Origin of the sequence: Paracoccus limosus (assembly GCF_009711185.1) — a bacterium.
In the GTDB taxonomy this organism is placed as follows: Bacteria; Pseudomonadota; Alphaproteobacteria; order Rhodobacterales; family Rhodobacteraceae; genus Paracoccus; species Paracoccus limosus.
Window position 1 is genome coordinate 81,090 of the sequence record NZ_WMIF01000006.1, and the last position, 23,482, is coordinate 104,571.

The 23,482-nt window shown below is 66.8% G+C and carries 12 protein-coding genes; 8 read left to right on the forward strand and 4 right to left on the reverse strand.

What is annotated here, in order from left to right; genetic code table 11:
- Window positions 1-75: 75 nt before the first annotated feature.
- The 3 genes from GL279_RS06275 to GL279_RS06285 are packed head-to-tail and all read left to right on the forward strand — an operon-like array spanning window position 76 to window position 12,019.
- Window positions 76-6,357 carry a type I polyketide synthase gene (locus GL279_RS06275; protein ID WP_155063766.1) on the forward strand — a complete coding sequence of 2,094 codons (6,282 nt, stop codon included), beginning with the start codon at window positions 76-78 and terminating at the stop codon, window positions 6,355-6,357.
- 5 nt (window positions 6,358-6,362) lie between these two features.
- Window positions 6,363-7,352 carry a glycosyltransferase family 2 protein gene (locus tag GL279_RS06280; RefSeq protein ID WP_155063767.1) on the forward strand — a complete coding sequence of 330 codons (990 nt, stop codon included), beginning with the start codon at window positions 6,363-6,365 and terminating at the stop codon, window positions 7,350-7,352.
- Complete coding sequence (locus GL279_RS06285; RefSeq protein ID WP_155063768.1) at window positions 7,349-12,019, forward strand: MupA/Atu3671 family FMN-dependent luciferase-like monooxygenase; 4,671 nt, start codon at window positions 7,349-7,351, stop codon at window positions 12,017-12,019. The genes GL279_RS06280 and GL279_RS06285 overlap by 4 nt, the downstream gene beginning before the upstream one ends.
- Before the next feature lie 97 nt (window positions 12,020-12,116).
- Here the strand turns inward: GL279_RS06285 and GL279_RS06290 are convergent, their stop codons facing one another.
- Together GL279_RS06290 and GL279_RS06295 are read right to left on the reverse strand one after the other, a co-directional pair.
- The gene (locus tag GL279_RS06290; RefSeq protein WP_343039724.1) at window positions 12,117-13,304 is read right to left on the reverse strand and encodes a glycosyltransferase family 4 protein; all 1,188 of its coding nucleotides are present in this window, start codon (window positions 13,302-13,304) and stop codon (window positions 12,117-12,119) included.
- 415 nt (window positions 13,305-13,719) lie between these two features.
- On the reverse strand, window positions 13,720-14,421 hold the full coding sequence (locus tag GL279_RS06295; protein WP_155063770.1) for a sugar transferase: 702 nt from the start codon (window positions 14,419-14,421) through the stop codon (window positions 13,720-13,722).
- 293 nt (window positions 14,422-14,714) lie between these two features.
- On the opposite strand from GL279_RS06295, the gene GL279_RS06300 reads away from it, so the two are divergent.
- Window positions 14,715-15,506 carry a hypothetical protein gene (locus GL279_RS06300; RefSeq protein WP_246175197.1) on the forward strand — a complete coding sequence of 264 codons (792 nt, stop codon included), beginning with the start codon at window positions 14,715-14,717 and terminating at the stop codon, window positions 15,504-15,506.
- Window positions 15,507-15,516: 10 nt separating this feature from the next.
- Here GL279_RS06300 and GL279_RS06305 read toward each other — a convergent pair whose 3' ends face one another.
- Window positions 15,517-16,344, reverse strand: a complete 828-nt coding sequence (locus GL279_RS06305) for a glycosyltransferase family 2 protein (RefSeq protein WP_155063771.1) — start codon at window positions 16,342-16,344, stop codon at window positions 15,517-15,519.
- Window positions 16,341-17,363, reverse strand: a complete 1,023-nt coding sequence (locus GL279_RS06310) for a glycosyltransferase family 2 protein (protein ID WP_155063772.1) — start codon at window positions 17,361-17,363, stop codon at window positions 16,341-16,343. The genes GL279_RS06305 and GL279_RS06310 overlap by 4 nt, the downstream gene beginning before the upstream one ends.
- 167 nt (window positions 17,364-17,530) lie before the next feature.
- Between GL279_RS06310 and GL279_RS06315 the strand changes: the two genes are divergently transcribed.
- From GL279_RS06315 to GL279_RS06330, 4 genes are all read left to right on the forward strand, one after another.
- The gene (locus GL279_RS06315) at window positions 17,531-18,199 is read left to right on the forward strand and encodes a chromosome partitioning protein (protein WP_343039725.1); all 669 of its coding nucleotides are present in this window, start codon (window positions 17,531-17,533) and stop codon (window positions 18,197-18,199) included.
- A gap of 42 nt (window positions 18,200-18,241) precedes the next feature.
- Window positions 18,242-19,726: a GumC family protein gene (locus GL279_RS06320; RefSeq protein WP_155063773.1), complete on the forward strand. Its 1,485-nt coding sequence runs from the start codon at window positions 18,242-18,244 to the stop codon at window positions 19,724-19,726.
- Entirely contained in the window at window positions 19,726-21,105 is a 1,380-nt protein-coding gene (locus GL279_RS06325) for an oligosaccharide flippase family protein (protein WP_155063774.1), read from the forward strand. Before GL279_RS06320 ends, GL279_RS06325 begins: the two co-directional genes overlap by 1 nt.
- 80 nt (window positions 21,106-21,185) lie before the next feature.
- Window positions 21,186-23,468, forward strand: a complete 2,283-nt coding sequence (locus GL279_RS06330) for an NADP-dependent malic enzyme (protein WP_155063775.1) — start codon at window positions 21,186-21,188, stop codon at window positions 23,466-23,468.
- Window positions 23,469-23,482: the final 14 nt, after the last annotated feature.

A 23,482-nucleotide genomic window follows, 5' to 3' on the forward strand; every position in this document is an offset into this window, starting at 1 on the left:
GGTATGCCTGATACGCGCAACAGTTGTTAATGTATTTCGCCTATTCTGGCTTTTGTGAGTTGAAGAGGAATCGCCATGGCCTTGGATCCAAGCCTGGTTTCGGACAGTGATATTGCAATCGTCGGGATGGCGGCGCAATTGCCCGGTGCGGGCGATGTGGCGCAATACTGGGACAACCTGTGCCGGGGCGTGGAGTCGATCCAGCGTCTGCCGCAGGCCGATCTGATCGCGCGCGGGGAAAGCCGTGCCCGGCTTGCCGATCCGAATTACGTCCCCTCTGCCGCGATCCTGGCCCAATTCGACGAATTCGATGCCGAGTTCTTTGGCCTGTCGCCGAAAGAGGCGGCGATCATGGACCCGCAGCACCGCAAGTTTCTGGAAACCTGCTGGCACGCGCTGGAGGATGCCGCCCATGTGCCCGAGCGGTTTGCCGGCAATATCGGCGTCTGGGCCGGCTGCGGCATGGGCAGCTATTTCTACTGGAACGTGTGCTCGAACCGCGATCTGGTCGATGGCGTCGGGCATTTCCTGCTGCGCCATACCGGCAATGACAAGGACTTCCTGTCCACCCGCGTCAGCCATGTCTTTGACCTCACCGGGCCGTCGATCAACATCCAGACCGCCTGCTCGACCTCGCTGGTGGCGATCCACATGGCTTGCCAGTCGCTGGTCTCGGGCGAATCCGACATGGCGCTGGCCGGTGGCGTCACCATCGAGATGCCGCATGGGCTGGGCTATCTCTACAAGGAAAATGAAATCCTGTCCCCGGACGGGCATTGCCATGCGTTTGATCACCGGGCGCAGGGCACGGTCTTTGGCAGTGGCGCCGCCGTGGTCGTGCTGCGCCGGCTGAAGGATGCGATTGCCGATGGCGACCATATCTGGGCGGTCATCAAGGGCTCGGCCATCAACAATGACGGTGCCGCCAAGGCCGGCTATCTTGCCCCCAGCGTCGAAGGGCAGGCGCAGGCCATTGCCGAGGCGCTGGTGATGTCGGGCGTGGCCTCGGACGGGATCGGCTATGTCGAATGCCATGGCACCGGCACCGCGCTGGGCGATCCGATCGAGGTTGCGGCGCTGAATCAGGCCTATGAGCGGGTCGCGGACGGCAGCCGGCAGGGGCCGTGCCGCATCGGTTCGGTCAAGACCAATATCGGCCATCTCGATACCGCGGCGGGCAGCGCCGGCCTGATCAAGACGGCGCTGGCCGTGCATCACGGCCGTATTCCGCCCAGCCTTGGCTATGAGGCGCCGAACCCCGCCATCGACTTTGCCGGCGGCCCGTTTCAGGTCAATGACCGGCTGTCGGACTGGCCGCTGACCGGGCTGCGGCGGGCCGGGGTGAACTCCCTGGGCGTCGGCGGCACCAATGCCCATGTCGTGCTGGAACAGCCGCCCGCGCCGCAGGCGGGCGAGGCTGCCGACTGGCCCTTCCAGATCATCGCGGTTTCGGGGCGCAGCAAGGCGGCACTGGACGCCAATGCCGACGCCTTGGCCGAATGGCTGCGGGCGCATCCCGATGCGGATATGGCCGATCTGTCCTTTACCCTGACGCAAGGCCGGCGCCAGTTCGATCGCCGCCGCGTGCTGGTGGCGCGCGATGCCTCTGAGGCGGCGAGCCTGCTGGAAAGTGGCGATACCCGTCTGGTCTTTGATCATCAGTTGGTGGCCGAGGGGGCCGAGCCGGTGTTCATGCTGCCGGGTGGCGGCGCGCAATATGCCGGCATGGCCCGCGACCTTTATGAGACCGAGCCGGTGTTCCGTGACTGGATGGACCGTGGGCTGGACCATATGGCGCAGGCGTATGGCACCGACCTGCGCGCGCTGTGGCTGCCCGAACCGGGCGCCGAGGCCGAGGCGGACCGGCGCCTGCTGCAGCCTTCGTTGCAGCTGCCGCTGTTGATGATCACCGAATATGCGCTGGCGCAGCTGTGGATCAGCTGGGGCGTAACGCCCACGGCGCTGATCGGCCATTCGATGGGCGAGAATACCGCCGCCTGCATCGCCGGGGTGATGTCCTTTGAGGATTGCATCGGTCTGGTTCGCCTGCGCGGGCTGTTGTTCGACCGGGTGCCGGCGGGCGGCATGCTGTCGGTGCCGCTGGAGCCGGCAGAGTTCGCCGATGAGCTGGCGGCGCTGGAACTGGATCTGGCCGCCGTGAACGGGCCGGCCATGTCGGTGGTTTCGGGCCCCGATGCGAAGCTGGACGAATTCGCCGCACTGATGGCCGCGCGCGAGATCGAATGCCAACGCATCGCCATCTCGATCGCCGCGCATTCGCGGATGCTGGAGGGCATCCTGGCCGAATTCCGCGCCTATCTGGCCGGCATCCGGCTGAATCCGCCGCAAATCCCGATCATCTCGAACCGCAGCGGCCAGCCGCTGAGCGATGCCGAGGCGGTCAGCCCCGATTACTGGGTGCAGCATCTGCGCGGCACCGTGCGCTTTGCCGATGGCATCTCGTGGCTCGCGGCGAACCCTGATCGCATCTTCCTTGAGGTCGGGCCGGGGCGCGCCATGCAGGCCATGGCCAAGGCGCATCCGGCGGTGAATGCCGGGCAGGTGATCTCGACCCTGCGCCACCGCGACCACGCGACCTCGGATGACAGCTATTTCATGGCGGCACTGGCGCGGGTCTGGGCCTGTGGTGGCGTGATCGACTGGGATCAGATCTGGGGCGGCGCACGGCGTCTGCGCCTGTCGCTGCCCGGCTATCGCTTTCAGCGCAAACGCTATTTCATCGAACGCTCGACCAGTGCTGCGACCGAGGCCGAGGCCGAACTGGCCCGGATCGAGGAAACCGTCGACTGGGGTTGGCGTCCGGCGTGGAAACTGGCCTCGCCGGGGATCGAGATCGGGCCGCAGGGTCCGGTGGCGCCGCTGGCGCAGGACTGGCTGCTGTTTCTGGACGATCTTGGGATCGGCGAGCGTGTGGCGCAGCGGCTGCGCGATCTTGGCCAGCGCGTCGCGACCGTGGCGATTGCTGATACATTCGCCGATCGCGGTGAGGGCCGCTTTGCCTTGCCGGTCGAGTCCGACCGCGAGGGATATGAAATGCTGCTGGCGGCGCTGGCGGGGCAGGCGCGCGCGCCGCAGCGCATCCTGCATCTGTGGTCGCTGACCGGCGATACCGGCTTCCGCGCCGGCTCGAGCCTGCTCAACAGCCAGCTGGAACGCGGCTATTTCGGGCTTTTGCATCTGGCGCAGGCCATCAGTGCCGAATTGCCGGATGCCAAGCTGGACCTGATCGCCGTCTGCAATGACGCGCTGCGCGTGGCCGACGAGCCGGCGCCGATGCCGGAAAAGGCCACGGCTGCCGGCCCGATCCGGGTCATCCCGCATGAGATGCCCAATGTCACCGCCCGGCTGGTCGATATCCGGCTGACGGGGAAGCGCGGGCTGGACGCCACCGCCGCCATGCTGGTCGAAGAGGCGCTGGCGCCGCCGGGTGCCGCTATCGCCGCATGGCGCGACAATCGCCGTTTCGAGCAATCGCTGGAGCGGGTGGCACTGGCCGATGACGGCATGGCGGGGATCCCGGCGGGCGCGGTCTGTCTGATCACCGGCGGGTTTGGCGGCATTGGTCAGGCCATCGCGATGGAGCTGGCGCCCCGAGGGGTGAAGCTGGCGCTGACCACGCGCGGCGCGGTCGATGACGGCCGGATTCAGGCGGCGCTGCGGCGGTTGCAGGCGCTGGGAGCAGAGGTGCTGGCCGTCCGCGCCGATGTGACCAGCCCCGAGGAAATGACCCGCGCCGTGGCAGAGGTGCGGGCCCGCTTTGGCGGTCTGGATGTGGTGCTGCATGCGGCGGGTCTGGTGCGCGATGCGCTGATCGCGGCCAAGAGCGATGACGACAGCTGGGACGTTCTGGCGCCCAAGCTTCTGGGCACCCGCGCCCTGACCGAGGCATTGGCCGGGCAACCGCCGCGCATGACGGTGCTGTTTGCCTCGACCTCGTCGGTGATCGCGCCGGCTGGGCAGGCCGATTATGTCGCCGCCAACGAATATCTGAACGCCGTGGCGCGTTCGGCGCCGCCGGCTCTGGGCCGGGTCGTGGCGGTGAACTGGGGCGTCTGGGCCGATACCGGGATGGCTGCGCGCGCACTGGGGCTGGATACCGCGGTCGCGGCAGGCGCGCCGGTGGACCGGCCGCTGCTGGATCAGGCCATGCCGATGCCCGCCGGGCGCGAATTCCGCACCGCCCTGCGCATGCAGGACTGGATTATCTGCGGCCACAAGACCGTTGCCGGTCAGGCGCTGATGCCCGGCACCGGCTGGATCGAGCTGATTTCCGAGGCGGCGCTGGAATCCGGGCTGGCGCTGCCCATCGTGATCCGCGATCTGGAGTTCCGCCGTCCGGTTCTGGTCGAGGATACGGCGCTGGTCACCACCCGGGTCGAGCCCGACGGGGATGCCCTGCGCGTCTCGATTCTGGACGACCCGCAGGGCGATCCGAATGTCAGCGCGCTGATCCAGCCGCTGGAAGAGGCGGCACCGGCCCCGCTGACCGTCGCCGGCCCCTGGGATCAGGACGGGCAGGGCGCCGCGCTGGATTCGGCGCAAGAGCGCCAGATGGCCTTTGGCCCGCGCTGGAAAGTGCTGCGCCGGTTCAGGATCTCGGGCAACGAGGGTGTGGCGCAGCTGGCGCTGGACCCGGCCTTTGCCGCCGAAACCGGGCAATGGATGGTGCATCCCGCGCTGATGGACATTGCCACCGGCTGGGCCATGGCGCTGATCAAGGGCTGGACGCCGGACACGCTATGGGTGCCGATGGGCTATGGCGCGATCCGGCTTTACCGGCAGCTGCCGGCCGAGGTGACCAGCCATATCCGCAATGCCGGCGAAAACAGCGATGCGCTGGGTCTGGCGCAGTTCGATATCACGCTGGCCGGGCCGGATGGTGCCATCTGTGCCGAAATCAAGGGCTTTGCCCTGCGCAAGCTGGCGGCGGCGCTGTCCTCGGCCGCGCCGCGTCGCGCAGCCCCTGCCGCGCGCAGCATGTCACCGGCCGAGCGGCGCCTGCACCAGAACATCAGTCAGGGCATCCCGGCCGCAGTCGGGCCCGCGATGCTGAGCCGCGCGATCTCGACCGGACTTGCGCAGGTCTATGTCTCGTCGCTGGACCTGAACGCGCTGATCGCCGAGGCTGGCGTCGTGCAGGATGCCGCCCCCGCCGAGGGCGGGTTCGAGCGGCCCGATCTGGACAGCGATTTCGTCGCGCCCACCCCGGGCACCCAGTTGGAGCTGGCCGCGATCTGGTCCGAGCTTCTGGGCATCGCGCAGGTCGGCGCGGCCGACAGCTTCTTTGATCTGGGCGGGCATTCGCTGATCGCGGTCAGGATGTTTGGCCAGCTGCGCAAGCGTTTCGACGTCGATCTGCCGATCTCGACCCTGTTCGAGGCGCCGACCATTGCCCAGCTTGCGGCTTTGGTCGAAGAGCGCACCGGCCCGCGCGAGGTGGTGGCCGACAATATCCGCCAACTGCCAGTCTCGGACCACGTCAAGCGCCGCTTTCTGGTCGATATGGGCGGGCGCGGCGATGGCACGCCCTTTTTCATGGTCGCGGGGATGTTCGGCAACGTCATGAACCTGCGGCAATTGGCGCAGCGTCTGGGGGCGGATCGCAAGTTCTATGGTCTGCAGGCGCGGGGACTGCTGGGCGATGATCAGCCGCATGGCAGTTTCGCCGAAGCCGCGCGCGACTATATCGCCGAGCTGCGCGAGGTGCAGCCGCAGGGCCCCTACCTCTTGGGCGGGTTTTCGGGTGGTGGGCTGACCGCCTATGAAATGGCGCGCCAGCTGCGCGAGGCGGGGCAAGAGGTGGCGATGCTGGTCATGCTGGACACGCCGCTGCCGCTGCGCGAGCCGCTGAACCGCCAGGACCGGCTGCTGATCCGTCTGGGCGAAATGCGCGAAGGAGGCTTTGGCTTTTTCCGCAAATGGCTGCGCGACCGTCTGGCCTATGAGGTCGGGCGCCGCAAAAAGGCGCAGGCCCTTGAGGCCGGCGCCCCGGCCAGCGAGGGGGCGTTCCACGATCTGGCGATCGAGGCGGCCTTCATCAGCTGGCTACCCGGCATGCAGGTTACGCCTTGGGACGGGCCGGTGGCCATGTTCCGGCCGCCGCTGGACCGGCGCTGGAAAGTGTCGGGCGGTCGCCATGTGACCACCGGGCGCGAATACCTGCTGGAGGATAATGGCTGGACGCCCTTCATGCCCCGGCTGCAAGTGATCGAAGTGCCCGGCGACCATGATTCCATGGTGCTGGAACCCAATGTCCGCCGCATGGCCAGCGTGCTGCGGGATCTGCTGCGCGAGGCCGATGGCGATGCCCCGGCGCGCGCCAAGGCTGCGGAGTAGAGTTGATGAGTGCTATCGTGAACCCGACGGTTCAGGTGGTCGTGCTGAACTGGCGCACGGCCGAAATGTCGCTAGATGCGGTCGAGGCCGCATTGCGCGAGCTTGAGGGCCTCGATGGTGGCGTGACCATCGTGGACAATGATTCCGGCGATGGCTCGTTCGAGCGGATGCAGGATGCGGCGCAGGCGCGGGGTTGGTCCGCCGACCGCGTGGCGGTGGTGCAATCGGGCTGGAACGGCGGCTTTGGCGCGGGCAACAACCACGGCATCCGTCAGGGACTGCCCGATGGCCGGCGGCCGGATCTGGTCTATCTGCTGAATTCGGACGCGATTCCGCAGCCAGGTTCGCTCCGGGTGCTGGTGGACTATATGCGCGCGCATCCCGAAGCGGGGATCATCGGCTCGCGCCTGCGCGGCACCGATGGCGTGCCGCATCGCTCGGCCTTTCGCTTTCCCTCGGCGGCTTCGGAATTCGAATCCGGCAGCCGCAGCGGCCCGGTGACCCGGCTGTTTCGCAACAAGGTCGTGGCCATGCCGTCGCCGACGGTGTCGGGTCCGGTGGACTGGACGGCAGGCGCCTCGATGATGATCCGCAGCGATGTGCTGGATCGCATCGGCCTGTTCGACGAAGGTTTCTTTCTCTATTTCGAAGAGACGGATCTGTGCCGTCGCGCGGCCGATGCCGGCTTTCAGACGCATTACGTCACCGAAAGTCTGGTCCTGCATATCGGCTCGGTCAGCACCGGGATGAAGACCTGGAAGCGGGTGCCGCAATATTGGTATGAATCCCGCCGCCGCTATTTCGAAAAACATCACGGCCGCGCAGGTGCGCTGGCCGCGACCGTGGCCGCGCTGGGTGGCGAGGTGCTGTGGCGCCTGCGTTGTCTGGTCCAGCGCCGCGAAACGGGTGTTCCTGAAGGTCATTTGGGCCAGTTGACGCGCCACGCCTTGCGCCGCCAGCCGACCCCTGTTCATATTGAAAAGGGCAAGCCATGACGCAATTTTCTGCGATTCTGGTTGGGAATGAACTGCTCCTGCGTCATGCGGCGGAAACGCTGCTTGCGCGCGGGCACCGCATCGCCGCCATCGTCACCCGCAACCCCGAACTGCAGTCATGGGCGCAGTCGGCGGGCCTGCGGGTCGAGGATCAGGATGCACCGATCCCCGCCGATGCGCCCTCGGCCGATTGGCTGTTCAGCGTGGCGAACCTGTCGATCCTGTCGCCGCAGATGCTGGCCCGCGGCCAGCGCGGCGCGATCAATTTCCACGACGGCCCCTTGCCGCGTCTGGCCGGGCTGAATGCTCCGGTCTGGGCGATCATCGGCGGCGAGATGCAGCATGGCGTCACCTGGCACATGATCGAGGGGGGCGTGGACGAAGGCGACATCCTGTCCCAGACCCTGTTCGACCTGCGCCCGGACGATACCGCGCTGACGCTGAACGCCCGCTGCTTTGCCCGCGCCGCCGAAAGCTTTGCCGATGTGGTCGCCCAGCTTGAGGGGGCGGGGCTGCAGCGCCAGCCGCAGGACCTGTCGCAGCGCAGCTATGTCGGCAAGGACAAGCGCCCCGAGGCGGCGGGGGTGATCGACTTTTCCCAGCCTGCCGGGCGGATCTGCGCCTTGGTGCGCGGGCTTGATCATGGCGGCTACTGGAACCCGCTGACCGAGGCCAAGGTGCGGCTGGCCGATGGCCGGTTTCTGGCCGTGACCGGTTCGGCCGGGACCGAGCCCAGCGATGCGACGCCGGGCACCGTTCTGGCCCATCATGGCGATATCGCCACCATCGCGGCGGGTGGCGCGGCCATTCGGCTGGTGTGCCGGGGCGAGCTGCCGGGTCTTGGCACGGTGCTGCCGCTGCTTTCGGACCCGGACCGGGCGGCGTTCACTGCGCTTGCCGACGCGGCGGCGCGCCATGACGGCTGGTGGCGCAAGCGACTGGGCCGGATGAGCCCGGCGGTGATCTCGGGCGAAAGCTCGGGGCAGGTTCAGCGGATCGAACTGATGCCGGGCGCCTCGGCCGAGCGGCTGGCGCTGGCGGCGGCCTTGCTGGCCCGGCTGGCGGCGCAGCCCGCCTTTGATCTGGCGCTGGTGCCGGCCGATCTGCCGCGCGATGCGCTGGTCAACGGCTGGCAGCCGCTGGCACTGACGATCGAGCCGGCGATGACGCTGCGCGCGCTGGCCACACAGATCGCCGAGACGCGGCAGGAGGTGGCCAAGCGCGGCTGGTTCATGGCCGATCTGCTGCATCGCGCGCCCGAGCTGCGGGACGCGGCCTTGCCAGATCTGGCGATCAACCTGCGCGATCTGGCGCCGGTTGCGGGCGCGGCGCTGACCATTGCGCTGACCGATCAGGGCGCGGCGCTGCTGCATGATCCGGCGCGGATCACGGCGATTCAGGCGCAGCGCATGGCGCGGGCGCTGGATGCCGGGCTGGTGCTGCCGGGCTCGACCCCGGTGCGCGATATCTCGCTGCTCGATCCCGATGAGCTGCGCGATCTGCTGGTGGCGCGCAACGATACCGCGCTGGACCTGCGGCTGGCCTGTATCCATGAGCTGATCGCGGAAACCGCAGCAGCCAATCCCGATCAGATCGCCTTGGCGTTCGAGGATCGCAGCCTGACGCGCGGCCAGCTTGACCGTGCCGCCAATGCCTTGGCTGCGCGGCTGGTGGCGATGGGCGTCGGCCCGGATCAGCCGGTGGGGCTGTTTGCCAAACGCTCGCCCGAGCTGGTGATCGGTGCGCTGGCGATCTGGAAGGCGGGCGGCGCCTATGTGCCTCTGGACCCGGATTATCCCTCGGACCGGATCGAGCTTTACATTCAGGACAGCGGCGCCCGGGTCGTGCTGGTTCAGGACGGGATCGCCGACCGGCTGCCGGCGCATCAGGCGCAGGTGGTGACGATCCCGGCCGATCTGCCGCATGGCGTGGTGGCCGCGCCGGTGACCGGGGTGGGGCCGCAGAATCTGGCCTATCTGATCTATACCTCGGGCTCGACCGGCCGGCCCAAAGGGGTGATGGTCGAACATCGCAACGTCGCGAACTTCTTTGCCGGTATGGATGCGGTGATTCCGCATGCCGAGGGCGACGCGTGGCTGGCGGTGACCAGCCTGTCTTTTGATATTTCGGTGCTCGAAATCTTCTGGTCGCTGGCGCGCGGGCTGCGGCTGGTGATCGCGGGCGAGGAATCGCGGCTGGCGGTGTCCAGCGCGCCGGCGGTCAAGCCGGCGGTGCGGGACGTGCAGGGCGGGATGGATTTCAGCCTGTTCTACTGGGGCAACGATGACGGGCCGGGGCCGCGCAAATATCAGCTGTTGCTGGATGGCGCGCGCTTTGCCGATCAGAATGGGTTCGTCGCGCTCTGGACGCCCGAGCGGCATTTCCATGCCTTTGGCGGCCCCTATCCGAACCCCTCGGTTTCGGGCGCGGCGGTGGCTGCGGTCACGAAAAACATCGCCGTGCGCGCAGGCAGCTGCGTGCTGCCGCTGCATCACCCGGCCCGCGTGGCCGAGGAATGGGCGGTGATCGACAACCTGACCGGCGGTCGCGCCGGGATCGCCATTGCCTCGGGCTGGCAGCCGGATGATTTCGTGCTGCGCCCGGAAAACGCGCCGCCGAACAACAAATCGGCGATGATTCAGGGCATTGATCAGCTGCGCCGGCTGTGGCGCGGCGAGGCGGTCGATTTCCCGCGCAAGGATGGTTCGCCCTTTGGTGTCGTGACGCAGCCGCGTCCCGTGCAAAAGGAACTGCCGCTGTGGATGACCGTCGCCGGCAATCCCGAGACATGGGCCGAGGCCGGGCGGCTGGGCATGAACGTGCTGACCCACCTTCTGGGCCAAAGCATCGATGTGGTGGCCAGCCGGATCAAGGAATATCACGCCGCGCTGCGTTCGGTCGGGCATGACCCGGCGAATTTCACCGTGACGCTGATGCTGCACACCTGTCTGGCCGAGGATCGCGAAACCGCGCGCGAGATCGCCCGCGAGCCGATGAAGAACTACCTGCGCAGCGCGGCGGCGCTGGTCAAGCAATATGCCTGGGACTTCCCGGCCTTCCGCAAGCCCGAGGGCATGACCAACCCCATGGCCATCGACCTTGGCTCGCTGTCCGAAGAGGAACTGGACGGCATCCTGGAGTTCGCCTTCCTGCGCTATTTTGAGGATTCGGGCCTGTTCGGCTCGCTCGACGATGCCATTGCGCGGGTCGAGCATCTCAAGACCATCGGCGTGGGCGAGGTCGCCTGCCTGATCGATTACGGCATCGCCCCCGAACAGGTGGTGGCCGGTTTTCCGCTGCTGGCGCGGCTGCGCGCCGAGGTGAACCCGCATTCCGATGTGCCCGCCGATGGCGATTTCTCGATTGCCGCGCAGATCCGGCGATGGAAGGTGACGCATCTGCAATGCACGCCCAGCATGGGCCGGATTCTGGTGTCGGACCCGCAGGTGGCCGAGGCGCTGGCCGGGCTGAAATGCGTGATGCTGGGCGGCGAGGCGCTGCCGCCGGCGCTGCTGGCCGAACTGCGCCAGCTGACGTCGGCGCGGGTGCTGAACATGTATGGCCCGACCGAGACCACGATCTGGTCCACCACTGCCGATGTCACAACGGCGGCCGAGGTCACCTTGGGTCGGCCGATCGCCAACACCCAGCTGTATATTCTGGACCCCGAAGGCGCGCCGGTCGCGCCGGGGGCGCAGGGAGAGCTGTGGATCGGCGGTCATGGCGTCACGCGCGGCTATTGGCAGCGCGAGGATCTGACCGAGGCAGCCTTCCGTCCCGATCCCTTCGTGCCGGCCGATCGCGCCGCGCCTTGGGGGGCACAGATGTATCGCACCGGCGATCTGGTGCGCTGGCGCGATGACGGCGGGTTGGATTACATCGGCCGCGCCGATCATCAGGTCAAGCTGCGCGGTTTCCGCATCGAACTGGGCGAGATCGAGGCCGCCTTGGGCGCGCAACCCGGCGTGCGCGAGGCGGTGGCCTTGGTGCGTGAGGATGTGCCGGGCGACAAGCGGCTGGTGGCCTATGTCACCGGCGACAGCAGCCTGTCGGAACAGGCGCTGCGCGAGGCGCTGGTTGCGCATCTGCCGACGCATATGGTGCCGGGGCGAATCATCCGGCTGGACAAGATGCCGCTGACGCCGAACCGCAAGATCGACCGCAAGCAATTGCCGGTTCCCGGCGCGGGGGCTGCTGCGCCGGTGGGCGCGGCGCCTGTGGCGGCGGGAGCGGGGCCGGTCCCGGCCAGCGTCACCGTGACCGAGGATCTGGCGGCGGCGGTGCATGCGCTTTGGGCCGAGGTGCTGGGCGTGGCGCAGATCGGGCCGCGCGACAATTTCTTTGCTCTGGGCGGGCATTCGTTGCTGGCGATCCAGCTGCATCGCACCATGCGCGACAGGCTGGCCGTGCCTCGGCTGGGGGTGACGGATATCTTCCGCTTCCCGGTCATGGCCGATTTCGTCAAGCATATCGCTGGTTTGGCGGGTGCGGCGGGTGTGGCTGCAAACCGGGCCGCCGTTCCCGGCGGCGTGGTGACGCCGCCCCGCGCAGCCGAGCCTTCCCCGGCGGCGCCGGTCGCCCCGGTTGCGGCCGAGCCGCCGGCCGCTGCGGATGATGCCATGGCGCGTCGCCGCGCCCTGCGCGCCCAATTGCGCGGCGGGCGTTGAAAACAAAGGCTGCCGCGGATGATCGCGGCAGCCTTTTTTCGATATCGGGGTGATCTTGCGGGCGAAGCCGATCTGTTGACCGGCTGTCCTGACCGGCTCAGCCTTGCGAGCTGCGGATCAGTTCGTCCAGCAGCCGCGCCGATTCGGCGATGTCATGCCGGCGCAGGACGCGGGCGCGGGCGGCGGTGCCCATCGCCTGCAGCCGCTCGGCCGGGGTTGCCGCCGCAGCCAGCATTGCGCCGGTCAGCGCATCGGCATCGCCGGCGGGAACCAGCCAGCCTTCCTGATCCTGACGCAGCAATTCGGGAATGCCGGCGATATAGGTGGCGATGACCGGGCGCGCGCGGGCCATGGCCTCCATGATGACCACCGGCAGGCCCTCGGCAAAGCTGGGGGTGACCAGCACATGCGCCGCGTCCATCGCCGCGCGCACGCCGGATTCGTCCTGCCAGCCCAGCAGCTTGACCGCCTCGGCCATGCCCTCGGCGGCGATCACCGCCTCGATCGCCGGGCGCAGCTCGCCATCGCCGACAAGGGACAGGCGCAGCGCCGGATTCTGGCGCCAGGCTTGGGCAAAGGCGCGGATCAGCAGGCCAAAGCCCTTTTGCTCGGCAAAGCGGCCGACTGCGACCAGATGCGGCGGGCCGGCGGGCAGGGGCTGCGGATCGGTCCAGCGGCTGAGGTCCAGCCCGCAATGCACCACCTTGACCTTGGCCAGATCCGCCGTTTCGGCCCAGCGATACATCTGCGAACGGCCAAAGCTACTGACCGTGACGCAGAATTCCGACAGCGCCAGCTTGCCAGCCAGATCCAGCGGCTGCGGCTTGTCGAATTCCTCGGGGCCATGCACCGTAAAGCTGAAGCGGGGACCGCCCAAAAGCCGGGAATAGGCCGCGACCCGGGTAGAATTGGTGCCGAAATGCGCGTGGATATGGCTTAGCCCCAAGGCCTGCGACCGCGCGGCGATCCTTGCGCCCTCGGCCAGATAGATCATCTGCAGCGCAAGGCTGGATTCGCCGGCCCGCGCCCGGCGCCGCGCCGTGGCCATGGCTGCGCCAAGCCCCTTGCGCGGCAGGTCGGCCAGCAGGCGGGCGCCGCCGGCCTCAAGGATACGCTCGGTCTGGGCATGTTCGCGTTGGTCGGCAGGGTCGGTCAGGGCGGCGGCATCGCCGCGCATGGCAAAGCGATGGATCTGGTAACCCCTCTGCTCCAGTGCCGCGATCTCGCGTCGGATGAAGCTGTGCGACGGCCGGGGGTAGGTGTTGACGAGATAGCCGATTCGCACCGCGAAAGCCTTTCTTTGGTATGGTGGCCGGGTGGGTGCAGGTATCCAGCTACCCATTTGGCCGATTTGCGCCTGCCCGCTATGCGGAATTGGCAGGATGATTCCTAACGATCCGGTCGTGAAGAAATCGTTGACGATTCCTTTACTGTTCGAGCGTATAGTAAAACAGCAACCAGAGGATGTGTTAAGGAGGCTGCGCTGATCGGTTTGCTCGCCATGGGTGTCGCACTGGCCATGACCTGCGGGGCTGCGGGGTTGTTCCTGCTGGAACTGTCCCTGCTGTCGTGTTTGGGAATTTATGCCCTCAGCGGGGCAGGCGCGGTGCTGATGCTGGCTTGGGCCAAGACGCACTGCCGGGCAGCGGCCTGACATGCAAAAGCGGGGCCTGTGACAGCCCCGCTATCGGATGAAGTGATCAGTAGCCGGTGCAGCGCAGCACGACGCCGACGGTCTTGGCGATGATGCTGACGTCTCCCTTGAAGCTGAGGTGGGCCGCATATTCCGCGTCAAAGCTGGCGCGCGCCGCAAAGGTGCTGTCGTTGCGGTCCGAGATCTGCCACAGGCCGGTGACGCCGGGGCGCAGGTGGTAGTAGTCGGCGCCCGGATAAAGCAGAGTTTGGTCCAGCATCATCGGACGCGGGCCGACGATGCTCATGTCGCCGCGCAGGACGTTCAGCAGCTGCGGCAGCTCATCCAGCGAGGATTTGCGCAGGAAGCGGCCGACCGGCGTGATACGCGGATCCTGTTTCAGCTTTTGCGTCAGCTCCCATTCGGCTTTGGCGGCCGGGTCGCTCTCGAGGTAGTTTGCCAGGCGCTGGTCCGCATCGACGACCATGGTGCGCAGTTTCCACAGACGGAAGCTGCGGCCCGAGCGGCCGACCCGAAGCTGCGAATAAAAGGGCTTGCCGCCCTGAATGGCGATCAGCAAAGCAACGAACCCGACGAGCGTCAGCACGATGGGCGAAGCGAGCAGAACAATCAGAATGTCCAGCGGGCGCTTGACAAAGCGCGCATAGGCCGAGCTCACGCCCACGGGGCTAGTGCTGGTTTCGGCAGGCTGGAGCAGCGAAACTACTGGGTTCAATTCGGCGGAAAAAATGTCCGGGGTGCGCTGCATTTGAGAAAACCTACTGTAATCGGTACGACTGCGAGTATAGCCCCCAGTTTTAATAAAACTAGAACGAAATGCAGGCCTGACCAAAAGGACAGGTTCTTTTTTTTTCAATGGCTTGCTCCGAGCTTCATGGCCGGTGCGAGGGGGCGAGATAACCTGTTTGTGACCCGATGTTATGTTGGGCACAATCATTCGGGTGAGAAGTCGCATTTATGGCAATCTGAAGTTGTTTCTGCTGGCATGTGATTAACCATAAACCTAGGCTGGCCTCAGCTTTTCACATCCGCGAGGATTCGATGTCCATGCTGAGCCTACTCGCCGATGGGTTGTCTGTGTTCTATATGGGGCACAGCCTGGTCAGCCCGACCCTGCCGACGATGATGCAGGATCTGTTGCACGCGCCGGTCGAATATCAGGTCATCAACGGCGCCCCCCTGCAATGGCAATGGGAGCACAGCGCCGAAGCGCAGGGGCAGGACGGGCGGCGCTGGCTGCCCGAGCACCGGCTGGATGCGCTGGTGTTGACCGAACGCGTGCCGATCGCCTCGACCATCGAATATCACGACAGCGGCACCTATGCGCTGGACTGGGTCGAGCTGGCGCGCAAGACCAGCCCTGACCTGCAGAGCTATCTTTACCAGACCTGGGACGACATCGACGATGCCGGGACCGGCAGCGCGCAGGCGTGGCGCGATCGCATCCTGACCGATCTGCCGCTGTGGCAGGGAATCGTCGATCATGTGAATGCCGGCCTGCCGGCGGAGGCCAAGCCGATGCAGTTGATTCCGGCCGGGCTGGGCATGGTCAGCCTTTATGACGCCATCGCGCAGGACCGGGTGCCCGGCGCCAGCACCATCCGCGATTTCTTTCGCGACAATGTGCATCCGACCGATGCCGGTTTCTACTATGTGGCGATGATCCATTACGCGATGCTGACCGGAGAAAGCCCGGTGGGGCTGCCGCGACAGCTGGACGGGGAATGGGGACCTTACCCGGCAGTGCCGGCGGATCAGGCCAAGGCCCTGCAAGAGCTGGCACAGCAGGTGGTGACCGATTTCCGGGCGGGAAAACTGCCGCCGCGACCCTAAGTTGCGCCGTTTAGCGGCCGCGCGCCCAGTCCTGCGAATTGCGCCCCATCCGCACCGCCAGCGATACCGCGACATAGGTGGCAAAGCCCAGCGGATCGGCGGCGGCAAGGCGTAGCAGTTCGGCCTTGTCCGGCCGGACATGGCCTTGGCGGGCCAAGAGCTGGGGAAAGCGCTCGGCGATCTCGGCCACGCCGCGATCCTGACGCCGCCGCACCCGGACCAGCGGGCCGAATCCCTCGACGATGGGCCATTCGAAGGGCTCATCGACTAGAATCCGCTCGGATTCGTCGAATTGCAGCCGGGCGAATGTGTCGTCCGAGATGATCTGCGGGAACTGGCCCCAGCGCGCCCGACCGGCGGCGTTGACGCCCCATTGCCCGGCGCCGGTGACATTGCCGGCGACGAAGGGCAGTTTCTGCCAGAACCGGGCGTAGAGCCGCGAGATGCGGCTGCGCGCCGGTGCCACCACCAGCCGACCGCCGGCATAAAGCGGCCTGTCGCTGTCAAGCGCGGCCACCATCTTGCCGATCAGGCGCGGCGCCAACCGCAGATCGGCGTCCATATACATCCGGATGCCCGGCCGCGCGCAGGCGTCGCCGTGGTTCAGCGCGCCGATCTTGCCGCCCTGCGCCAGTTCCTCGACCCGCAGCTGCCAGCCGCGCGCCGCGAATTCGTCCGCGCGGCTGCGGGCTTGCGCGGCGGTGTCGTCGCTGCAGCCATTGGCGACCACGATCACCTCGGCCGGGCCGGCAAAGTCCTGCGCCAGCAAGCTGTCCAGACAGGCATGGATATAGCCGGCCTCGTCATGGGCCGGAATGATGATCGTGCAGGGGGTCATTTGTATTCGATCAGCTCCGAACGGCGGCCCAGCAGGCGGCGCAGGTGGAACTCCAGCACGCCGCGCGCTTCGGGGAATTTTCCCAGCATGGTGTAAAAGGCGCGGGGCCAGCGGTCCTTGGGATCGGGATCGCGCAGCGCCATGCGCGCCACCTGCAGCGGATAGGCCAGCAGCAGCGCCCCGGTCCAGGGCGTGACCAGCAGGCCCAACAGGATCGCCAGCGGCAAGGCCACCGCCCAGATCAGCGCCCGCCGGGTTTCGCGCTGCCAAAAGCCTTCGGGGCCGGTGCGATGGCGCCACGAGACCTCGGCAAAGGCATGGCCCGCGCGGCGGGTGCGGCGCGACCATTGCCCAAGCCGGGTCATGGCCGCGTCATGCAGCGTCATCGGTGCGTCCAGCCGGCGAATGCTCCAGCCGGCGCGGGCCAGCCGCAGGCACATCTCAGGCTCTTCGCCGGCGATCAGGCCGGGATCATAGCCGCCGACCGACTCGAGCGCCGCGCGCCGTGCCAGCAGGTCGCCGCCGACGGCGCGGGCCGGGCCGACCGGCGTGTTCCATTCCGCATCGCACAGCCGGTTATAGATCGAAGCCTCGGGATGCCGTTCCCGCCGTCGCCCCGCCACCACCGCCAGCTGCGAATCCCCCGCCAGCGCCGTTAGCGCGGTGGCGATCCAGCCCGGCTCGACCTCGCAATCGCCATCGACGAATTGCACGAACTCGGCCTCGGTCAGGCGGGCGAGCCCGGCGTTGCGGGCGCGGGCGGCGGTAAAGGGGCCCGACATGTCCAACTGCACCACCTGCGCGCCCAGTTCTGTTGCACGAATGGCACTACCATCGGTTGAACCAGAATCGACATAGATCACCTGTCCCACCTGCGGCAGCAACGAGCGCAGGCAGCGGATCAGCCTTTCACCCTCATTGCGGCCGATGACGATGGCGGTGACGTCTGCCGGTGACAGGGTCACGGCATTTTGCCAAGCATTCTCGCGATCAGGGCTATTTTCGGTTGTCGTGTTCATGGCCGGGACGTTACCATGGCCCCGCTGGCAAAGTCATCGCCCCGCTGCGGCGACTTGGCTGGTGATGTACCACCAGAGGCAGAGGGGCCACAGGTTTGCAGGCCGACACAGGACAGGAACCCGACAGGAAGCCGGCAGGCACGATTGCGCCGCAGGATGCACGCCAGGTGCTGTCCAGCCCATTCATCCGGCGCGAGGCGGCGCGCGCCGCCGAGGATGCGGAACACGCAAGGGTTGTGGCAAAGCGGTTCGCGCTGCTGCGGACCCGTGTCCTGCGCGAGATGCGCAACCGGGACTGGAAGACGCTGGCCGTGGTGCCGCTGACGCTGGGGGCGGGCGGCAGCTTCGTCTCGGTCAATCTGGCGCTGGCCTTGGCGCGCCAGCCGCATACGCATGTGGTGCTGGCCGACATGGATCTGGCGCGGCCGAGCATTGCCGGCCAGCTGGGAATCCCCGGTTGCGACCCGATTTCGGCGGCACTGGCCGCAGGCCGCGCGCTCGACGAGCTTGCCCCGGTGATCGAAGAGGTGCCGAACCTGCGGGTGATCGCCCCGGCGCAGGCCGAGGACGAGGCGGCCGAGATTCTGCAGGACGAGGCGTTGGCCGCCGGCATGGCTCGGCTGGCGCGCAACAGCGCGACCCATGCGCTGGTGCTGATGGACATGGCGCCACTCTTGGGCGAGGACGAGGCGCTGGCCGCCCTGCCGCTGGCCGATGCGCTGCTGCTGGTGGCCGACGGGCGGCGCGGCACTGCTGCCGACATGGTGCAGGCCGAACGGTTGCTGGTCGGCATGCCGCCGGTCATGGGTATCATTCTGAACAAGTCCGATGATTGACGGGCGAGACGGGATTTAAGGGTTTTGGGTCCATTACAGACATTGCAGGACTTGATTTCGATGCTGTGGCGGCGTTTGCCGCTGGTGCTGACGGTCATGATCCTGGGCACGCTGATTTCGTTTTACTTCATCGTTTCGTCGCCGCGGGTCTATGAATCCAGCGCGGTGATTCAGGTCGATACCCCGGCGGTGACCGAGGCGGGCAGCGATTCGGCGCTGCCGGCTTCGCGCCGGGTGCAGCTGATCGAACAGCGTCTGATGGCGCGCGGCAACATCCGCGAGGTCATCACCGAACTGGGCTTGTTCACGGACACCCCCGGGCTGAGCGAGACCGACAAGATCGCCGCCGTGCGCAAATCGACCCGGATCGACAGCATCCAGGCCCCCGGCGTCGCGACCGAATCCGGCATGTCGCTGGCGGCCATCGTCATCACCTCGCAGGCCGAGACCCCCGACACGGCCGCAGCCCTGGCCAACTATTTCACCAACAGCGTCGTCAACCGCGACCGCGAGAACCGCGAGGCCCGGATCGCCGAGGCGCGTCAATATCTGACCGACGAAGAGGACCGGCTGAGCGACCAGCTGTCACGGCAGGACCGTCAGATCGCCGAATTCAGCTCGGCCAATGAGGATGCGCTGCCCTCGTCGCAGGAATATCTGCAGACCGAGCTGGCGCAGCTGAACGCCTCGGAGGCGGCGCTGGACCGCGAGATCATGGGCCTGCAACGCGGTCGGCTGGCGCTGGAGGCGGGCAGCACCGCCGCCGATGCCCGTCCCTCGGCCACGCTGGTCCAGCAGATCCGCACCGCCGAGATCGAGCTGGCGCAGGCGCGGCGCACGCTGGCCCCCGACCATCCCGAGATCAAGCGGCTCGAAGATCAGCTCAAGCGGCTGAACTCGGGCGGCGAGAGTGTTTCGGATGTGGTCGAGCGTCAGGGCGAACTTTACGACAGCCAGCTTGAACAGTTCCGCCAGCAAAAGGCGCAGATGCAGGACCGCCGCAAAGAGATCGAGCGGGCGCGCGCCAAGGCGCCGCAGGTGTCGCGCGATCTCGACAATATGGTGCGCCAGCAACGCCGGCTGCAGGACCGCTATGCCGAGATCTCGCGCCAGCTTGCGCAGGTCGAGACGCAGCAAAAGCTGATGGACAACGACCAGACCGAGCGTTTCGTGATTCTGGAACGGGCGCTGGCGCCGGAATATCCCGCCGCCTCGAACCGCAAGAAACGCGCGGCGCTGGGCCTGTTTGCCAGCATCGGGCTAAGCTTTGGCCTGGCCTTTATCCTTGAGATGCTGCACCCGGTGCTGCGCCGGACCGAGCAATTTGCCCGCGCGACCGGCACGCGGCCGGTGATCTCCTTGCCCTATCGCCCCAATGCGCGCGACATCCGCCTGAAACGGCTGAGCCTGACCTATGTTGTCGTGCTGCTGATCGCTGGCGCCATCGCCATGCTGTGGCTGATCGGCGGCCTGCCGGGCGTCGCCTCGCCGGGCGTCGTGCCGGCGCCGACTGCGGGTCTGGGCTGATGCAGGATACAGCTGTGGATCCCGCCGGGGCCGAGCCGAAACCACCGGGCAAGAGTTTTGCGTCGCGCGCCTTGGGCAGCGGCGTCTGGACGATGGCGAATTTCGGCGGCGGACAGCTGATGCGTCTGGCGTCGAATCTGGTGCTGACGCGCATTCTCAGCCCGGACGATTTCGGGCTGATGGCGCTGGTGTCCAGCTTCATGATCGGGCTCAGCATGTTCAGCGACATGGGGCTGGGCCCGTCGATCATGCAAAGCAAGCGCGGAGACGATCCGGCTTTTCTGGACACGGCCTGGACGATCAAGGTCATCCGCGGCTTCTTCATCTTTGGCACGGCTTGTCTGCTCGCCTATCCGCTGGCGCTGTTCTACAACGCCCCGGCGTTTGCCTGGGTGTTCCCGGCGGCGGCCAGCTCGATGCTGGTCGGCGGGTTCTTCCCGACCCGGATCGACAGCGCCGGCCGGCATCTGCAGATCGGCCGCCTGACCATGATCGAGCTGTGCAACCAGCTGATCGGCATCCTGCTGACGGTGGCGGCGGCGCTGATCCTGCGCAACGTCTGGGCGCTGGTCTGGGGGCAGGTGCTGGGCGCCTTTGCCCAGCTGTTGATGTTCCATTACCTGCTGCCCGGCCATATCGACCGTTTCCGCATGGAAAAGGCCGCGCGCGAGGAAATCGTCAAATTCGGCAAATGGATCTTTTTCAGCACGATCTGCGGCTTCCTGCTGTTTCAGGGCGACCGGATCATTCTGGGCCGGGTGCTGACGCTGGACCATCTGGGCATCTACAACATCGGCCAGTTTCTGGCCACGGTGCCGGGCATGCTGGGCACCGCGATCGCCGGGCGGCTGTTCATCCCGATGTATCGCGAACATCCCCCGGGCGAGAGTGCCGGGAATTTCCGCACCATGGCCCGCACCCGCGCCGGCTTTACCGGGCTATTGCTGTTTGTGGGCATCACGCTGGCGCTGATCGGGCCGTGGATGGTCGATCACCTTTACGACCCGCGCTATCACCGCGCCGGCGGCATTCTGGTCGCCATCGCCTGCATCCAGATGCTGCTGGTGATCCCGCTCAGCTATGAGACGGCGGCGCTGGCCGGGGGCGACTCGCGCGGGTTCTTTGTCATGCAATGCAGCCGGGCGATGATCTATCTGGCGCTGGTGCTGATCGGCGCATGGTGGGGCGGGCTGACCGGCCTTTTGGTGGGACAGGCGCTGGCGCAGGTTTTCTGCTATCCGGTGTCGGTCTGGATGGCGCGGCGGCAACGCGCCTGGGATCCGCGCCATGATGTCGTCGCCGGCGCGGTTGCGGTCATCGGCGCGGCAATCGCGCTCGGATTGCATGGCGAGGTCGTTGCGGCGGCATTGCTGCACTAGCTGCAGGCATAGCGTGCATTTTCTGCACTTCTTCCCGGCGTCAGCCTCCGCTAATGAGGCTGAAAGCCAGGAGGAACATAATGAGCGACGACAATACGCCCCGCCGGTCCCGGATCACCCCCGAGGAGGCGCTTGCCTACCATATGGAGCCGCGACCGGGGAAATACGACATTGTCGCCTCGACGCCGATGGCCACGCAGCGGGATCTGTCGCTGGCCTATTCCCCTGGCGTGGCGGTCCCGGTGCAGGCCATCGCCGACCGGCCCGAAACCGCCTATGACTATACCGTCAAGGGCAATATGGTCGCCGTCATCTCGAACGGCACCGCGATCCTCGGGATGGGCAACCTTGGTGCGCTGGCCTCGAAGCCGGTGATGGAGGGTAAGGCGGTGCTCTTCAAGCGCTTTGCCGATGTGAACGCCATCGACATCGAGCTGGACACCGAAGACCCCGAAGAGATCATCAACGCCGTCAAGCTGATGGGGCCGACCTTTGGCGGCATCAACCTTGAGGACATCAAGGCGCCGGAATGCTTCATCATCGAGCAGCGCCTGAAAGAGCTGATGGACATTCCGGTGTTCCACGATGACCAGCACGGCACCGCCGTGATCTGCGCGGCCGGGCTCATCAACGCGCTGGAAATCAGCGGCAAGAAGATCGAGGACGTGCGCATCGTGCTGAACGGTGCCGGCGCGGCCGGGATCGCCTGTCTGGAACTGCTGAAATCCATGGGCGCGCGGCATGACAATTGCATCATGTGCGACACCAAGGGCGTGATCTACCAGGGCCGCACCGAGGGCATGAACCAGTGGAAATCGGCCCATGCCGCCAATACCGACGCCCGCACGCTGGAGGATGCGATGCGCGGCGCCGACGTTTTCCTGGGCGTTTCGGCCAAGGGCGCGGTGACGCCAGAGATGGTGCAGGCGATGGCCGACAATCCGGTCATCTTTGCCATGGCCAACCCCGACCCGGAAATCACCCCCGAAGAGGCGCATGCCGTGCGTCCCGACGCCATCGTCGCGACCGGGCGCAGCGACTATCCGAACCAGGTCAACAACGTCCTTGGCTTTCCCTATCTGTTCCGGGGCGCGCTGGACATCCATGCCCGCGCCATCAATGACGAGATGAAGATCGCCTGCGCCCGCGCGCTGGCCGAACTCGCGCGCGAGGACGTGCCGGACGAGGTGGCGGTGGCTTACGGTCGCAAGCTGCAATTCGGCCGCGACTATATCATCCCGACGCCGTTCGACCCGCGCCTGATCCATGTCGTGCCGCCGGCGGTGGCGCAGGCGGGCATGGACACGGGCGTCGCCCGCCGGCCCATCATCGACATGGACGGCTACACGCAGTCGCTCAAGGCGCGCATGGATCCGACCGCAGCCATCCTGCAAGGCATCCATGCCCGCGCCCGTCAGGCGCAAGCCCGGATGATCTTTGCCGAAGGCGACGATCCGCGCGTGCTGCGTGCCGCCGTGGCCTGGCAGCGGGGCGGCATGGGCCAGTCCATCGTCATTGGCCGCGAAGCCGATGTGAAGGACAAGCTGGAGGCTGCCGGTCTGGCCGATGCCGCGCGGGAACTGATGGTGGTGAACGCCTCGAATTCGCGCCATCTGGAACAATATCACGAGACGCTTTACGCCCGCCTGCAACGCAAGGGTGTTGATCGCGAGGATGCCTACAAACTGGCGAACCGCGACCGGCATGTCTTTGCCTCGTTGATGCTGGCGCATGGCCATGGCGACGGGCTGGTGACGGGGGCGACGCGCAAGAACGCCCATGTTCTGGCACAGATCGGAAATGTCTTTGACGTGACCCCCGCTGCCGGCGCGGTCGGCATCACCACCGTGCTGCACAATGGGCGCGTTATCCTGATCGGCGATACGCTGGTGCATGAATGGCCCGAGGCCGAGGATCTGGCCGATATTGCCACCCGGGGCGCGCATGTGGCGCGCGGGCTTGGGCTTGATCCGCGCGTGGCCTTCCTGTCCTTCTCGAACTTCGGCTATCCGGTCAGCGAACGCGCGGTCAAGATGGCCCATGCCACCGATGTCCTCGACGCCCGCAAGGTCGATTTCGAATATGAGGGCGAGATGACCGTCGACGTGGCGCTGAACCCGGCGCAGGCAGCGAAATACCCGTTCTCGCGCCTGACCGGCCCGGCGAACGTGCTGGTGGTGCCGGCGCGGCATTCGGCCTCGATCTCGGTCAAGCTGCTGCAAGAGATGGCGGGGGCGACCGTGGTCGGTCCGATCCTGACCGGCGTGCCGCATCCGATCCAGATCTGTTCGACCGGCTCGACGGTGAACGACATCCTGAACATGGCGGCCATCGCCGCCGGGCGTCTGGGTCAGGTCAGGTAAGGGCGGAAACGCCA

Coding starts and splice junctions, on each gene's coding strand:
- GL279_RS06275 (WP_155063766.1), top strand. CDS start 76: ATGGCCTTGGATCCAAGCCTGGTTTCGGACAGTGATATTGCAATCGTC.
- GL279_RS06280 (WP_155063767.1), top strand. CDS start 6,363: ATGAGTGCTATCGTGAACCCGACGGTTCAGGTGGTCGTGCTGAACTGG.
- GL279_RS06285 (WP_155063768.1), top strand. CDS start 7,349: ATGACGCAATTTTCTGCGATTCTGGTTGGGAATGAACTGCTCCTGCGT.
- GL279_RS06295 (WP_155063770.1), bottom strand. CDS start 14,421: ATGCAGCGCACCCCGGACATTTTTTCCGCCGAATTGAACCCAGTAGTT.
- GL279_RS06300 (WP_246175197.1), top strand. CDS start 14,715: ATGTCCATGCTGAGCCTACTCGCCGATGGGTTGTCTGTGTTCTATATG.
- GL279_RS06305 (WP_155063771.1), bottom strand. CDS start 16,344: ATGACCCCCTGCACGATCATCATTCCGGCCCATGACGAGGCCGGCTAT.
- GL279_RS06310 (WP_155063772.1), bottom strand. CDS start 17,363: ATGAACACGACAACCGAAAATAGCCCTGATCGCGAGAATGCTTGGCAA.
- GL279_RS06325 (WP_155063774.1), top strand. CDS start 19,726: ATGCAGGATACAGCTGTGGATCCCGCCGGGGCCGAGCCGAAACCACCG.
- GL279_RS06330 (WP_155063775.1), top strand. CDS start 21,186: ATGAGCGACGACAATACGCCCCGCCGGTCCCGGATCACCCCCGAGGAG.